Annotated in this window: 11 protein-coding genes; 7 read left to right on the top strand and 4 right to left on the bottom strand. The window is 51.5% G+C overall.

Annotated features, from left to right (window positions below):
* The first annotated feature begins 38 nt into the window (after window positions 1-38).
* The gene (locus JR338_00785) at window positions 39-4385 is read left to right on the top strand and encodes a SpoIIE family protein phosphatase (protein ID QRN83324.1); all 4347 of its coding nucleotides are present in this window, start codon (window positions 39-41) and stop codon (window positions 4383-4385) included.
* A gap of 117 nt (window positions 4386-4502) precedes the next feature.
* Here the strand turns inward: JR338_00785 and JR338_00780 are convergent, their stop codons facing one another.
* From JR338_00780 to JR338_00765, 4 genes are all read right to left on the bottom strand, one after another.
* Complete coding sequence (locus tag JR338_00780; protein QRN84320.1) at window positions 4503-6965, bottom strand: AAA family ATPase; 2463 nt, start codon at window positions 6963-6965, stop codon at window positions 4503-4505.
* 154 nt (window positions 6966-7119) lie between these two features.
* Window positions 7120-8142, bottom strand: a complete 1023-nt coding sequence (gene queA / locus JR338_00775; GenBank protein QRN83323.1) for a tRNA preQ1(34) S-adenosylmethionine ribosyltransferase-isomerase QueA — start codon at window positions 8140-8142, stop codon at window positions 7120-7122.
* 17 nt (window positions 8143-8159) lie between these two features.
* Window positions 8160-9188, bottom strand: coding sequence for a Holliday junction branch migration DNA helicase RuvB (gene ruvB, locus JR338_00770; protein QRN84319.1), 1029 nt, complete (start codon window positions 9186-9188; stop codon window positions 8160-8162).
* Between the two features lie 283 nt (window positions 9189-9471).
* On the bottom strand, window positions 9472-10485 hold the full coding sequence (locus JR338_00765; protein ID QRN83322.1) for a hypothetical protein: 1014 nt from the start codon (window positions 10483-10485) through the stop codon (window positions 9472-9474).
* A 70-nt stretch (window positions 10486-10555) separates the two neighbouring features.
* Between JR338_00765 and JR338_00760 the strand changes: the two genes are divergently transcribed.
* From JR338_00760 to JR338_00735, 6 genes are all read left to right on the top strand, one after another.
* Window positions 10556-11122 (top strand): flavin reductase, encoded by a 567-nt coding sequence (locus JR338_00760; protein QRN83321.1) that lies wholly within the window; start codon window positions 10556-10558, stop codon window positions 11120-11122.
* 178 nt (window positions 11123-11300) lie between these two features.
* The gene (locus JR338_00755) at window positions 11301-11708 is read left to right on the top strand and encodes a cobalamin B12-binding domain-containing protein (GenBank protein QRN83320.1); all 408 of its coding nucleotides are present in this window, start codon (window positions 11301-11303) and stop codon (window positions 11706-11708) included.
* A 4-nt stretch (window positions 11709-11712) separates the two neighbouring features.
* Window positions 11713-12726, top strand: coding sequence for a methylmalonyl Co-A mutase-associated GTPase MeaB (gene meaB / locus JR338_00750; protein ID QRN84318.1), 1014 nt, complete (start codon window positions 11713-11715; stop codon window positions 12724-12726).
* A 68-nt stretch (window positions 12727-12794) separates the two neighbouring features.
* Window positions 12795-14111, top strand: coding sequence for an aspartate--tRNA(Asn) ligase (gene aspS, locus JR338_00745; protein QRN83319.1), 1317 nt, complete (start codon window positions 12795-12797; stop codon window positions 14109-14111).
* 18 nt (window positions 14112-14129) lie between these two features.
* Window positions 14130-14699 (top strand): GNAT family N-acetyltransferase, encoded by a 570-nt coding sequence (locus JR338_00740; GenBank protein ID QRN83318.1) that lies wholly within the window; start codon window positions 14130-14132, stop codon window positions 14697-14699.
* A gap of 28 nt (window positions 14700-14727) precedes the next feature.
* Entirely contained in the window at window positions 14728-15702 is a 975-nt protein-coding gene (locus tag JR338_00735; protein QRN84317.1) for a ribose-phosphate diphosphokinase, read from the top strand.
* Window positions 15703-15717: the final 15 nt, after the last annotated feature.

The following is a 15717-nucleotide window of genomic DNA, read 5'->3' as shown; positions in this document are numbered from 1 at the left end:
ACAAATGGTCGTATTAGGAAGCATAAGGGTCACTATCAATGAATTGCACCTCCTGCCAGGCTGAAATCAATCCAAAAACCCGGGTTTGTGGTTTCTGTGGTTATCCCATTTCCAATAACCCCACTCTCGAACAACTTTATTTTTCCAGGCTCGCCGCCACAGCACCCAAAAGATTCGTCCAGAAGGTCCGCTCTGTGCCGTACCTTTCCAAGGAGCAGCGCAATGTTACAGCCATGATGCTGACCATTGCAAATGCGGGTGACTTCTCAGAAAAAATTCCGGAAGAAGACCAAAGTTCAATATTGAACGCCGTTCTGGACCGAATTGCTGGAATCGTTTTTGAGTTTGAAGGGTCCATCGCAAAACTATGGAAAAACACGGTTCTGGCGTTCTTTGGCGCACCAGTGACCCATGAGGACGACCCTCAACGGGCCATTCACGCAGCAGGCACAATCCTCTTGGAAATTGGAAAGTATAGCCAGACCATCAAAGAGAAATTCGGCGTCCCTTTTGATCTTCACATTGTCCTAAATACCGGCCCAATTCTGATTGGCGAGTTAAAATCCAACCTAAGGTTCGATTTCCAATCCGTAAATGAAACCCTCGAATGTATGGACCGTGCCACCCGGATGGTGATTCCCAGCAATGCGATCATCCTCTTTGAAGACACCTTCCGGTTCGTCAAACCCTTTGTTCAATGCACGGAATTATCTGATCCCTATTGCTCCAAAGTTGATGAGGAGCATCACCTTTGGCAAGTTGACCAGATCAACCGACCCGGTGCATCCTTTTTGAGAACCCCGATCAACAGCAGCACCCCGCTTATTGGCCGTAAAAGTGAACTGGAGATCCTCCTTGAGCTTTCTGAAACAGTTCTCGCTGGTTTGGGGCGGCTGAGTATGATCCTTGGAGATCCCGGTATTGGAAAATCTCGTTTAGTAATGGAATGGAAACAGCAGTTAAGGACCTTGCACCAGCCCACAAGGCTGCACTGGATCGAAGCCCATGGTCAGTCCTTCGGTAAAGAACTGGCCTATCACTTATTAAAGTCCTTACTGCGGTCAGCTCTTGAGATAGACAGAGAAGATTCGTCCGAAGAGATCCTCTCCAAAATTACAAATAAAGCCAATAATTTGTTGGGCGGAAACCCCGAAAATATCATTACCTATCTGGCCCACCTTCTGGATGTCCAGTTGACCGAAGAAAAAGAAACCTATATCCACCAACTGAAAGCAAGTGAATTGCAGGGAAAATATCTAAATGCCCTGCAATCATTCTTTAAGGCCCTGGCTATGGAGCAACCCCTTGTGATCGTTCTGGAGGACCTCCATTGGGCTGACAAATCTTCAATAGAGATCCTGATGGACTTTTTGCCCATCACCACAACAGCTCCCATCCTGATCTGCTTGGTCACCCGTCTTTATCGGGATTCGGATGGTTGGGCCCTGATCAATGCTGCTCGGGAACAAATCGGCCCAAGGCTGAACGAGATCACACTGCAAAACCTTGATGAAAATGAGAGCGAGGAACTGGTCAACGAACTGATTGACCTCCAAAAACTCCCGGATGAAGTTCGAGATTTAATCCTGAAAAAATCTGAAGGCAACCCATTTTTTATTGAAGAGTTGCTGCGGATGCTGACCAATGAAGGCATGTTGGTCCAGAAGAATGATCATTGGCAGGTCGCATCGGAAGTTAATACCGAACGAATCCCGGACAGCCTGCAAGGTCTGCTAACTGCCCGGATTGATCGCCTCCCTGCAGAAGCCAGAGATACAATGCGGGTTGCCAGCGTGATCGGGCGAACTTTTCCGGAGAAGGTGATTGAACGAGTCCTCCTGACGCAGTCTCCCAATATTGCCCTCATGGAACAACTCAACGTTTTGGAATCCATTGGGATGATCCAGGTGAGCCAGGTCCATCCTGAACTGATTTACACTTTTCAACATATCCTTCTCCATGACGCAGCCTATCATTCCATCATCGAGGAGGATCGCAATAAGCTTCATCTCGCCGTAGGTACGGCTCTTGAAGACCTCTACCCTGATCAGCTCGAGCGGCTTGCATCGCAGCTCGCCTACCACTTCTCGAAAGGCAAGCACACTGAAAAGGCCATCCACTATCTTGATAAAGCAGGTCATGTCTCACGAGACTCATTTGCTAATGCAGAAGCTGAATATTATTTCAGCCAAGCGATCCAGATCACTAAAGATCATGCCACTTTAGCCCATCTATATACAGATTTGGGAGAGGCTCTTGCCCAACAAGGCAGGCATCGTCCGGCCGTCCAGGCCTGGCGGAAGGCAATCGATTTTCATCAGGAATTTCAGGACTTTGACCAGCTGGCAAGGGTCTATGCGTGGTCAGCCCGGTCCGCCTGGTGGGGATATGACCGTAAGCACGGACTTGAGATATGCCTGGAAGGCCTTGAAGCTGTCAGAGATAAAACCGAAAGCGCCGATATCGCCTACCTCATCCACGAAACCGGACGGGCCTATTTCTTCAATGATCAACCGGAGAAAGCCCAGACGTATTGTGAGCAAGCGCTTGAAATGGCCAAACGGTTGAATGCCTATGACGTTCAAGCTGAAGCCCTCGCAACCATAGGCGTCCTCCCCAATCTCAAGCCTGAACAAGCCATTGAATCTCTTGAAATGGCAGTAAAAGTCAGTGAAGCGCATAACCTTTTCGGCCCCGCCTCCAGAGCGTATATCAACCTTGCATTCGTGGTAGATGACCTTGGCAAAACTAGTTTGGCCCGAGATTACCGAAAGCGCGTCCTCCAGTTGGGTGTGAAAGCCGGTGGCATATCAGATGAATTATCTTTAAACCAATCAATTATCTATGCCTCACTCTGGCTGGCAGATTTCAAAGACGTTGAACAACGCCTTGAAGTTATTGACAGAGATTTGCTGAAATCAGAATCTTATTTGGGCGAGACTACACTCAATAATCTCTATCTGAAAGGGTGTTTACAACGCTACAAAGGGGATTTCAGGAGTGCGATCAATACATTCACTGAGTTGATTGAACGAAGCCGGCAAACCCATGATTACAAACAAAACCTTCTGGCCAATCACTGCATGGCTGAGATCATCCTTGAATCCCACCTTCTGGAATCTGACAATACCAATTCTTCAGAATTGGACATTGTCCTAGATATGCTCGCAGACGTCATAAAAACACCCCAAAAAGTTCATGCTCAATCAGAACTTGCCACCCAATGCCTGATTGGCGTGATCTATACGCTCAAGGGCAACCTGGATCTGGCCGAAGCGGCAGTGGCAAAAGCGGATAACATCTATCAGAACCATCCAAATAAACAGGATAGAATTTGGATCACCCTAGCCCAAGCTCGGTTGGCATTAGCTCATGGTCAGGAGAACCATGCGCTTGAACACCTTTCTGCTGCAGCGCAGTGGTTGGAAGAAATGGAAGGCCGTTGGTGGCACGCAAGGGTAATGCTGGAAATCGGCATTATCCTCCTGAAACGCAATGAACCAGAGGATATTGACCAGGCACAAAACATCTTCCGGGAAGTCCTCTCAGAATTCAAAGATATGGATGTGAGTTACTATCAAGATGTAATCATTGAGAAACTACGACAGCTTAAGTGCATCTCCAAAGCCCAGGCTATCGCCCATCGCAAGATCACTCAGGAACTTGCAGAAGCAGGAAGAGTGCAAAACACTTTTATCCCGACTCATTCCCCCACCATAGCAGGTTATCAAGTGGCTGGTGTGCTGCTACCCGCCCATGAGACGTCGGGGGACTTTTATGACTTCATTGAGTTGGAAGGTGGCAAGCTGGGCGTGGTCATCGCTGACGTTGGCGATAAGGGCGCTGGGGCTGCATTATATATGGCAATGAGCCGGACACTGATCCGCACCTATGCCGGTGAAGAAGCCCGTGATCCGGAAGATGTCATCCACCAAGTGAACCGCCGCATCCTCACCGATACCCAAAATGGGATTTTTCTAACAGTGGTGTATGGCATCCTCAACCCCCAGAATGGCACCTTCACTTATGTCAACGCAGGACATAATCCCCCCTGCGTATTACGAAGCGAAGGAAATGACAAGAGCTGCATAACTTTGGATAAAACAGGCACCTTGGTTGGGATCTTTAAAGACAATACCTGGGAAACGAACACGATCACACTTCAATCCGGGGAATATTTGATCTTCTATACGGACGGCATTACGGAATCTCAGAACCATGAAGGGAAATTCTATGGCCTTCAACGGTTGAAGGATACGCTTTACACCTGTAAAGCAGACACAGCCCAGGAACTCCTCAACAGCCTTCTGATATCCGTTCAGGCATTCACGGGCTCAACACCCCGCCTGGACGATGTGACGCTGATCGTGATCAAAAAAGAATGAAATAATCATATCCATATTCCCGATTCACCTAGATCTTCAGCCGACTTTTGGTAAAAAGTAAAATCAAAAAAGAGCTGTCAATAGTTTGACAGCTCTTTTAATTCTTTACGTTAGTTCTCAGATTTCCGCCTCATCCAACTTTTCAATCTTGATCCCTTCCTTCTTAGTGAAGATGACCTTATCATCGGCAACATCCACCAGAACGGTATCGCCTGTTTTGAAGTCGCCGGAAAGCAGGCTGACGGAAAGCGGGCTCTCGACATGCTTCTGCAAAGCTCGTTTGAGTGGCCGAGCGCCAAAGGCTGAGTCAAAACCTTCATTCGCCAACCATTCCTTGGCGGCACTGGTCAATTCTACACCCAAGCCGTGCTCCGCTAGTCTTTCCCGGATATCACTCATCTGCAATTCAACAATTTGCTCCATATGCTCAATGGAAAGTGAGGAGAACACAATAATCTCATCAATCCGGTTGAGAAACTCTGGGCGGAAGGTGCCTTTGAGCGCTTTTTCGATCTTTTCACGATTGCCCTGGTCGCCATTTTCCATCGAACCGAGGAAACCGAGGGTGCCGCTCTTGTTCACATATTCCGTGCCGAGGTTACTGGTCATGATCAGGACGGTATTGCGGAAATCCACCACCCGCCCCTGACCATCGGTCAAACGGCCGTCATCAAGGATCTGCAGCAGAGCATTCCAGACTTCGGGATGTGCTTTTTCGACCTCATCAAAGAGGATCACCCGGTAAGGCCGGCGCCGGACAGCTTCGGTCAGTTGACCGCCTTCTTCATAGCCAACATAACCAGGAGGGGCGCCAAACAAACGGGAAACTGTATGCTGTTCCCGATATTCACTCATGTCAATCCGCACCAGCGCTTCTTCATCATCGAACATGAATTCAGCCAGCGCTTTTGCCAGTTCCGTCTTGCCCACACCAGAAGGACCGATAAACACAAAGGAACCAATCGGCCGGCGGGGGTCTTTCAGACCGCTGCGGGCCCGGCGAATAGCGTCAGAGATCGCCACAATGGCTTCATCCTGCCCAATCAGCCGCTCATGCAGCCGGTCTTCCATTTGCAGGAGTTTATCCTTTTCATCTTCCATCATCTGCGAAACAGGGATACCTGTCCACTGGTTGATCACTTCGGCGATGTCATTGACATCCACAATTTCATCCAGTTTGTGTTCCTGTTCCCAAATATCCCGGTGGGTATTAAATTCTTCTTCGGCTCGCAGCCGGTCTGATTTCATCTGGGCGGCGCGTTCATAGTTGCGCTCCACGCCAGCCTGTTCCTCTTCCTTCAGGAGCCGATCAATCTCGGTTTTCATTTCCTTCAGGTCATCCGGCAGAGAATAAAGCGCCACACGCAATTTCGCCGCGGCCTCATCCATGAGGTCAATTGCCTTATCAGGCAAACGCCGGTCCGTCACATAACGGGCGGAGAGCTTGGCTGCTTCCACCAGGGCTTCATTGGAGAAGGTCACCTTATGGTGCGCTTCATAGCGGTCCCGCAGGCCGCGCAGCATCTCAATCGTGTCTTCCACACTCGGTTCTTCGACATAGACCGGTGCAAAACGCCGCTCAAGGGCTGCATCTTTTTCTATATGTTTGTGATATTCATCCAGCGTGGTCGCCCCAATACACTGCAGCTCACCCCGTGAAAGGGCAGGCTTGAGCATGTTGGAGGCATCCATTGCGCCTTGCGCTGCGCCAGCGCCAACCACGGTATGCAACTCATCAATGAAGAGGATGATCTCCCCTTCTGACCGTTGAATTTCTTCAATAGCAGCCTTGAGCCGTTCTTCAAATTCACCCCGGAACCGGGAACCGGCAATCATTGCGCCCAAATCCAGAGAGACAACTTTCTTGCCCATCAGGATCTCGGGGACATCGTTGCTAGCAACCTTTTGGCTCAGTCCTTCCACAATGGCAGTCTTGCCTACCCCGGCTTCACCAATCAGCACCGGGTTGTTCTTTGTGCGGCGGGAGAGGATCTGGATCAAGCGCAGGATTTCGGTATCGCGCCCAATCACGGGGTCCAGCTTCCCTTCGCGGGCCATGGTCGTCAGGTCACGGGAGTATTTTTCCAGTGTGCGGTACCGGGATTCGGCTTTAGGGTCATTCACTTTCTGGCCACCGCGTAATTCGTCAACTGCATCCAGGACACGCTGGCGGGTGATTCCCAGGTCCTCCAGCAGCCGGGCTGCCGGTGTGTTACGCTCACCGAGAATCGCCAGAAAGATGTGCTCTGTGGAGATATATTCGTCCTTCAGCCGGTTGGCTTCTTCATTCGCCTGGTCAATGATCCGCTTCACCCGAGGGGTGATGAATACCTGACCTGCCCCACCGCCAAAGATATTGGCCTTTGGGCTGGTGCGCAGGATGTAATCCAGGCGTTCTTTGAAGTTTTCGGAGTCCACTTTGAGGATCTCAAGCAGTTGAGTAATAACGCCCTGGGGCTGTTCGATCAACGCCAGGAGGATGTGTTCAGTATCAATTTGGTTATGCCCATAGCGCTGAATAATTTCAGCCGCGCGCTGTGCCGCTTCCTGGGCACGTTCTGTGAAACGATCAAATCGCATCATAATATTCTTAATCCTTGTCAGGCAGAATGGGTCTTTTTATATATTTTAGAACAAATGAATTATAGCATCTAACGGGGTAAAACCAAACTAATTTTTATAAGAAATTTATAAAATATTTAGACCTTTACCAGGTAGCGACCAAGTAACTGGCCTAAACAATCAGCATCGCGTCACCAAAAGAGAAAAAGCGGTAGTCCTCCTCAATGGCAATCTGATAAGTCTTTAACATGCGCTCCCTGCCCGCAAAGGCGCTGACCAGCATCAGCAGAGTGGATTTTGGCAGGTGAAAATTGGTCACCATCGCATCCACAGCCCTGAATTCAAAGCCTGGCAGGATGAAAAGGTTAGTTGGCCCGCTGAAAGGTGCAACCACATCGCCTGCTTTCGCTCCCCGGGCTGCCGTTTCCAGGGTACGTACGCTGGTCGTGCCCACGGCAATGATCCGCCCGCCCTTGGCCTTGGCTGCGTTGATGGTTTCCGCCGTCTCAGGCGTTAACTCACACCACTCGGTATGGATCTTATGCTCTGTGGGGTCATCCTCCGTCACCGGGGCAAAGGTATCCAGCCCGACATGCAGATCCACCCGGGCAAACTGCACGCCCTTCGCTTCCAGTTTTTGCATCAAATCCGGGGTGAAGTGCAGCCCCGCGGTCGGCGCAGCAGCTGAACCAGGCTCTCGGGCATAGACCGTCTGATAGCGCTCAGGGTCGTTCAACTCTTCATGAATATACGGTGGCAGCGGTACATGCCCCACCTGACTGAAATAAGGCTCAATCGGCTCGCTGAACTGAATCAAGCGTTTCGGGCCGTCCAAAACCTGCAACACTTCCACTTCGGGTCCCTGGTCAATTGCCAGTTTGCGGCCTTCCTTCAACCCCTTCCCCCCGACCAGTGCCGTCCAGGTGCGCTCATCTTTCTTTTCCAGCAGCAGAATCTCTGCTTTGCCGCCACCTGGCAGCTTTTTTGCAAAAATACGAGCCGGGATCACCCGAGTCTCGTTGATCACCAGCAGGTCACCGGACTTCAGAAAGCGTTCAATATCCCAAAAGTGGGTATGTTCAAGCGTATCCATTTCACGGTCCAAAACCAACAGACGGGAATTATGGCGCGGGTAAACAGGTGTCTGGGCAATCCGCTCTTGCGGCAGATCATAATAAAAGTCAGTTGTTTTCATTCAGGGGTGGTCCATCCTTAAAATAGCGGCTGCTGAGCTTTTCCGTCACGAAAATCCAGCCCGAGATGGTCATAGGCAATCCGGGTGGCCATCCTGCCCTGTGAGGTCCGTTCCAGGAACCCAAGCTGCAGCAGATAGGGTTCGACCACATCCATGATCGTATCCGGTTCCTCGCTGACCGAGGCCGCAATCGTATTCAGCCCAACTGGGCCGCCGTCATATTTTTCAATCACGCAGAGTAAAACCCGGCGGTCCAGGTCATCCAGCCCCTGGCCGTCGATATTCAAAAGGTCAAGAGCCGCCTTGGCAACTTCGCCATTGATCTGCCCTTCCGCACGCACCTGGGCGTAATCGCGCACCCGCCGCAGCATTCGCAGGGCCACCCGGGGTGTCCCACGGGAGCGGGAAGCAATCTCCACCAGTCCCTGGTCGTCATAGGTCACACCCAGCAGGCCAGCCCCGCGCTGAACGATCTCAATCAGGGCATCCTGATCATAGAAATCCAGCCGGTGGATCACGCCAAACCTGGCGCGCAGCGGTGATGTCACCAATGCCAGCCGGGTGGTAGCCCCGACCACGGTGAAATGCGGCAGCTTCAGGCGGATCGAACGGGCCGCCGGGCCCTTGCCGATCACGATATCCAGCGAGAAATCCTCCATGGCTGGATAGAGCACTTCTTCAACTGCCCGTCCCAGGCGGTGGATCTCATCAATAAAGAGGATATCCCCGGCATGCAGGTTGGTCAGGATCGCCGCCAGGTCCCCCGCCCGTTCAATCGCCGGGCCGGAGGTCACCTTGATCGCCACATCCATTTCATTGGCCAGGATATGCGCCAGGGTGGTCTTGCCCAGGCCGGGAGGACCGTAGAAAAGCACATGGTCCAGCGCTTCAGTGCGCAATTTGGCCGCTTCAATCAGGATGCGCAGGTTCTCTTTAACCTGCTGCTGACCGATCATTTCACCCAAAAAGGATGGGCGCAATGAACGATCTTCGTGATCTTCGGGCTGTTCATCCCGGTTGATGAAGCGATCCTTGGTTTCTGTCATCATAGCCTCGATTATACCCGAACATCACCGGGCAGCTTGCGCATAACTGAAATAATCCGGAACAATCAAGGGCAAGTAACTCAGAAAAAAGAACATGACAAATGTTATTAAATCATAGTATTTACCCCATCCTCAGTCCTTCCCCTGAAATCAGGGGAAGGATGCCTGCAAACAAAGTGCAGCAGGCAGGAAGGGGTCGATTATTTTCAAAAGAAAAACAATAGACTAGATGGTCGTTTTTAATAAGGACTTTCATATCCCCTAATTAACAGAGAATATTTATTTATTCTTTCTTCCCCCACCGCCCAAAAGCCAAAAAAGCCAGGCCAATGGAACCAAAATCCGCCAGTGACCACCAAAAGCGCGCCACGATGGCGACCAGTGCCGGCAGCGGTACCGGCAAAATACCGGACAGCAGCACGCCCATTGCCCCTTCTCGCACGCCCAATCCTGCCGGCGTCAGGAAGGAAACCGTTCCCAGCACCCAGGAGAAGCCCATCGCCCCGGTCACGGCCGGGAGTTGGGCAAGGGTCAGTGGAGAAAAACTATCCGCTAGCAGATACAGTCCGAAACCGGCGATAAGCCACAGCAGCAGGTCATTGACCAGCATCAGGGCAAAATGGTACCAGGCGAAATGAAAGCTCACCTCACCCCGACCGATCCATTTCATACCCAGGGAAAATAGTTTATTCAATACACTCGGGAAAATGATCGAGATCAGAAGCGGGATACAGCCCAGCAACCCCACCCAGCCTAGCTGGCGCATGGTCTCCTGTGCCGAGTTAAGAAGCGTGGGGATAAAAACGACGACCCCCGCCACGAGCAAGACATACATATCTATCAATGTGCTCGCAGCCGCTTTCAACCCATCGACGCCAAACCGCCGCATCGTAACCACCCTGCCTGGGATGATCCAGATCCGGCCAGGGATGTATTTCCCCAATTGCGAGGCGTGGTAACCATAATACGCCTGCCCATAAGTCACTCGTGTACCCAATCCCCGCAATCCGATCAAGGTACCGGAAGGGAACAAGGCAAAAGCCACCATCAGGATTGCCAGGGAAAGCACCATCCGGCCCCAGTCAATCTCAATCTCCGCAGTGGTCAGGGTCTGCCAGTTTGCCCACAGGCTGCGCCCCAGGAAATATACCGGGATGATGACCAGCAGCACCGTCAAAACTGTGCTGGCCCACTTATTCCGGCCAAACCACGCCTGCAAAGCGGCAAATGTTTTACCAATCCGGCTCTGAGGAGGTTTAACCTTCTCAGATTGTGTTTGAGGCTCGTTAGGTATCATGATGCCAATTATACTCAAACCTTTCTTAAACTCGCTTATGTTACTATCTTCTCGAAAGAAAGGACACAACATGGATCGATTACCAGTTGAAATCAGGAAACTTATCCTTAGACCGCACTACCTCTTCCATAACCAATGGGCTCTGCTGACCGCTGGCGATTATGATCAGGATGATTATAACGGAATGACAATTGGCTGGGGAGCTCTGGGCACGATGTGGGGCAAACCCTTTGCGTTTGTCGCCGTCCGCCACTCCCGCTACACCTTCAAATTCATGGAGAAGTATGATAATTTCACAATCTCCATTTTCCCCAGAAGCTGCCACGAAGCGTTGACCATAATGGGTACGCAATCCGGCAGGGATCATGACAAAATCGCCGAATCCGGCCTAACTCTGCAGCGGGCGAATACTGTTACCGCCCCGGTTTATGAAGAAGCCGAACTCACCATTGAATGCAATAAAATTTACGCCAATGACCTCAACCCGGCGCATTTTCTGGATGTGACCATTGACCGTCACTATCCCAATAAGGATATTCACCGCATCTACTACGGTGAGATCCTCTATGCTTCAGCGATCGAATCCTATCAATTCAACAAGGATAAACAAGCCCTTCCCATGTTGAAACATGCCTGAACAATCATAAGACATCAAAAGAGCCGGTAAAATCGGCTCTTTTTATTTTTAAATCCCGATCCACCACTTTTTCTATGATTGAGCTATTCTTTTAATGAAATATCAGGGGGTGAAACCCTCGTCCAGATAAGCGAACGCGGTATAATCAAAATTGCAATCTGACACAATGGAGATGTGAATGGTAGACAGAAAAATTCGTGTTTTAGTCGCCAAGCCCGGCCTTGATGGGCACGATCGCGGCGCAAAAGTAGTCGCCCGAGCTTTGCGAGATGCCGGTATGGAAGTGATCTACACCGGCCTACGCCAAACCCCTGAAATGATCGCCGAAGCCGCCTTGCAGGAAGATGTGGATGTGGTTGGTATGTCGATCCTTTCCGGTGCACATAACGCCCTCGTCCCGGCAGTTATCAATAAACTGGTCGAATTGGGCTTGGACGATGTAAAAGTTTTTGTTGGGGGAATCATTCCCGAAAATGATATCCCTGGGTTAATGGCCCTGGGAGTCTATGCAGTGTATGGACCTGGCACCGACACCAAGAAAGTGGCTGAAGACATCCGGTTTGCGCTGCAAGCACAAGCCAATTAATCACATGAAGCACCTCGATCCTGAAGCACTCCGCCAGGGTAATCGGCTCGCGCTTTCCCGCGCCCTGACCGCCGTTGAAAATGGAGATCCGGCAGGTCAGGCGTTGATCTCCACCCTTTTCCCCCATACCGGCAACGCGTTTCTGGTCGGCATCACCGGTGCGCCCGGCACAGGTAAGAGCACGCTGGTGAACCAGCTTGCCCGCGCCTTCAGAAAAGACCCACATTCGGGGGAGCAGCTCAAGATTGCCATTGTTGCCGTTGATCCCACCAGCCCCTTCACCGGAGGTGCCCTTTTGGGGGACCGAATCCGGATGCAGGACCTGATCGGCGATCCCGGCATTTTCATACGTTCGATGGCTTCACGCGGTGCTCTGGGCGGCCTTGCCCACAGCACCGCTGCCTTTACTACCCTGTTGGATGGCGCTGGTTTTGACCTGATCCTGGTCGAAACGGTTGGCGCTGGTCAGGCTGAAGTGGATATCGCCCAACTGGCCCATACAGTCATCGTGGTGGAAGCACCGGGCCTCGGCGATGATATTCAGGCGATCAAAGCCGGGATTCTCGAGATCGGGGATATCCTGGTGGTCAACAAAGCCGACCAGCCCGGTTCAGAAAACGCCGTGCGTGCCCTGCAGGCCATGCTGGAAATGTCAAAGGGCGGCGGCAGTCTCCCCGTGGCAGGCAAACACCTCCGCCAATCACAAACGGAACAACACGAAACCGGGGAAGCCCAGATAGATTGGAAAACACCGGTGCTACCTGTGACCGCCACCCAAGGACAGGGCATTCCCGAATTGGTGGAAGCCATCAAATCCCACCGGGATCACTTGCGCCAATCCGGTCTTTGGCAGGTGAAAGAGGCCCAGCGGCTGGAAAAAGACCTTCAGGCATTGATCCAGGACTACCTTGTGCGCAATTGGCATGAAAGCCTGGACCCGGCACGTTATGATGCCGTTTTGAATGATGTGATCGAACGAAAGATCAGCCCCCAGTCCGCCCTGGAATTATTGACCTAAGTTATATAGGTTTGATGCAAAATTTAAGTTATTATGGATGGTAGAAGCTTATTCAGGAGAAGAACAACATGAAACGTACGCTGATTAAAAACCTTGGACAACATATCGACGAACAGGTAACCATTAAGGGCTGGCTGCAGACCCTGCGTGACCAGAAAAATATGCAGTTCCTGATCATCCGGGACCGCACCGGCCTGGTTCAGGTTGCCCACTGGAAAAAAGGCAATCCCGAACTCGCCGACTTGATCTCCAACGTTGGGACCGAATCTGCGCTGACCGTCACCGGTAAAGTCGTCAAGAACGACGTTGTCAAATTGGGCGGCATCGAATTACAGCTGGAAGAACTCACGGTTGAAGGTGCAGCGGAGATCCCAGTGGCCTTCGAGCCTTTCGGCGAATACTTACCCGAGCAGGATTTTCGGCTGGATTGGCGCTATTTGGATTTACGCCGGGATGTCAACCAGTTAATTTTTGCAGTGGAAACCACTGCTGAACATGCCATGCGGGAATATTGGCTGCAGCACGAATTCATCGAAATCCATTCCCCCAAGATCGTCGGCGCTCCCAGTGAAAGTGGCGCTGAACTGTTCTCCCTGCCCTACTTTGAAAAGACCGCTTATCTGGCTCAATCGCCCCAATTCTACAAACAGATGGCGATGGCTGCCGGTTTTGAAAACGTCTTCGAGATCGGCCCCGTCTTCCGAGCAGACCCCTCCTTCACCTCCCGCCATATGACCGAGTTCACCGGTGTGGATATGGAAATGTCCTGGGTTGACTCCCATGAAGACGTGATGGCTTTCATGGAGCGTTGGCTGGCCTACACCTACGAAAAAGTCATCGAAAAGCATGGCGAAGCTATCAAAGAAGTCTTTGGTGTGGAACTGGAAGTCCCCTCCGTGCCCTTCCCCCGCATCAAGATGGCGGATGCTCATAAGCTCTTGAAGGAACTGGGCTACAAGCTCCCTCCTGATAAACTCCACGATCTTGACCCAGGCGCTGAACGGGCACTGGGCGCTTACTTCAAGGAGAAGGAAGGCCATGACTATGTGTTTGTGACCGATTGGCCCTTTGAGGCCCGCCCCTTCTATCACATGCTGGACCCCGAAGACAAAACCACCCGCAGTTTCGACTTGCTTGGAAAGGGTTTGGAAGTCTCCACCGGTGCGCAGCGTGAACACCGCTATGAGGTTTTGCGGGAACAGGCCCATATCAAAGGCCTCACCGATGAACCCATTCAGGATTATCTTAACTTCTTCAAGTATGGCACCCCACCCCATGGCGGCTTCGGCTTCGGCCTCAGCCGTTTCCTGATGATCCTGTTGGATCTTCCGAATATTCGCGAAGCGGTCTACATCTTCCGTGGGCCGACCCGCCTCAATCCGTAAGACTAAGGAAGTTCTGACATGGCACATATTATTGGCGAGAGAATACGCCTTCGGTCAGCAGAAAAAGAAGAGACCAGCCTGTTCCTGACCTGGGTGAACGACCCGGAGGTGACCGAACATCTGACGCTGGTTTATCCCATGTCGCAATTTGAAGAAGACCGCTGGTACGAGAACATGATGTCCCTACCAGCGGTTGAACATCCCTTTGTCATTGACATTCAGGATGAAAGCCAGTCTGGCGGTTATCGCCCCATTGGCACCTGCCAATTTCATAATGTGGATTGGCGCTGCCGGTCTGCTGAAGTCGGCATCATGATTGGCGAGAAGGATTTCTGGAACCGGGGCTATGGCACCGAGACCATGAAACTCCTGCTCAAGCATGGCTTCGAATCGCTCAACCTGCACCGGATCTGGCTGCGAGTCTATGCCAAGAACAATCGCGGGATCAGGGCTTACGAAAAAGCCGGTTATAAGTATGAAGGCAAATTCCGTGATGGTCATTACCAGCACGGCCAATATTACGACCTCCACTTCATGAGCGTACTCCGCCCTGAATGGGATGAACAAAAATCTGAGAATCAGAAATAAAAGGATCGAATTAATGCCAACCCCTCATATGCAGCATGAGCTGCTTTTTGGAAACATCAAGCTATTTGCAGGCACCGGCTCACCGGAACTCTCTCAGGAGATCGCAGACTATCTGAAGACCGACCTCTGCGGTCGTGAGATTACCCAGTTCCCCAATGAAAACCTCTTCGTCCAACTCCAATCCAGCGTTCGCGGGCAGGACTGCTACGTCATCCAGACAACCTCCACACCCGTCCATCGCAACCTGATGGAACTGCTGATCCTGATCCAAACCCTCAAGCTGGACTCAGCTGGGCGGATCACTGCGGTCGTCCCCTACCTTTGCTACGGACGTTCCGATAAAAAAGACAAACCCCGCGTACCGATCACAGCCCGTCTGGTGGCGGATATGATCGTTGCTGCCGGCGCTGACCGCTACATGACCTTTGATCTGCATGCCGGCCAGATTCAGGGCTTCTTCTCAATCCCCGGTGATGTCCTGCGCGGTTTCCACATCCTCAAGGATTACCTGGTCGAACTGGCCCCCACCCTCAACGATCCCGTTGTTGTTACAGCCGACTTGGGTTTTGCCAAGAAAGGTCGGGTCTATGCCGATTTGCTGCATACCAGCCTGGCATTTATCGAGAAGAAACGGACCACCGACATCACCAACCCGAAATCCCTGACGATCATCGGCGATGTCAAAGGCAAGGATGTCCTCCTGGTCGATGATGAAATCAACACCGGCGGGTCCATGGTGCATGCCGTGGAAATTTTGAAAGAACAGGGCGCACAGGATATCTACATGATCTTCGTGCACCCCATCCTTTCCAATAACGCCGCAGAACGTCTGGCTGCCCTACCAGTCAAACAATTTGTGACTACCAACACTGTTCCGATCCCACCTGAGAAGAAAGCACTCTTTGGCGATCGGCTGGTCATCCTTTCAATAAGCAAATTGTTGGGCGAAGTCATCAAACGGGCTAACGAAGGGACCAGTGTCGGAGAAATGTTCAACGAATAATCAGCTGCTTACTCG

Source organism: Chloroflexota bacterium (assembly GCA_016887485.1).
Lineage (GTDB): Bacteria > Chloroflexota > Anaerolineae > Anaerolineales > Anaerolineaceae > Brevifilum.
The sequence above is the reverse complement of the archived record's forward strand: the minus strand, read 5'-3'. Positions and strand labels throughout refer to the sequence as shown.

What these genes read in the sequence shown, in the direction of transcription:
- JR338_00785 (QRN83324.1), top strand. Translation starts at nt 39, where the DNA reads ATGAATTGCACCTCCTGCCAGGCTGAAATCAATCCAAAAACCCGGGTT.
- JR338_00780 (QRN84320.1), bottom strand. Translation starts at nt 6,965, where the DNA reads ATGCGATTTGATCGTTTCACAGAACGTGCCCAGGAAGCGGCACAGCGC.
- queA (QRN83323.1), bottom strand. Translation starts at nt 8,142, where the DNA reads ATGAAAACAACTGACTTTTATTATGATCTGCCGCAAGAGCGGATTGCC.
- ruvB (QRN84319.1), bottom strand. Translation starts at nt 9,188, where the DNA reads ATGACAGAAACCAAGGATCGCTTCATCAACCGGGATGAACAGCCCGAA.
- JR338_00765 (QRN83322.1), bottom strand. Translation starts at nt 10,485, where the DNA reads ATGATACCTAACGAGCCTCAAACACAATCTGAGAAGGTTAAACCTCCT.
- JR338_00760 (QRN83321.1), top strand. Translation starts at nt 10,556, where the DNA reads ATGGATCGATTACCAGTTGAAATCAGGAAACTTATCCTTAGACCGCAC.
- JR338_00755 (QRN83320.1), top strand. Translation starts at nt 11,301, where the DNA reads ATGGTAGACAGAAAAATTCGTGTTTTAGTCGCCAAGCCCGGCCTTGAT.
- meaB (QRN84318.1), top strand. Translation starts at nt 11,713, where the DNA reads ATGAAGCACCTCGATCCTGAAGCACTCCGCCAGGGTAATCGGCTCGCG.
- aspS (QRN83319.1), top strand. Translation starts at nt 12,795, where the DNA reads ATGAAACGTACGCTGATTAAAAACCTTGGACAACATATCGACGAACAG.
- JR338_00740 (QRN83318.1), top strand. Translation starts at nt 14,130, where the DNA reads ATGGCACATATTATTGGCGAGAGAATACGCCTTCGGTCAGCAGAAAAA.
- JR338_00735 (QRN84317.1), top strand. Translation starts at nt 14,728, where the DNA reads ATGCAGCATGAGCTGCTTTTTGGAAACATCAAGCTATTTGCAGGCACC.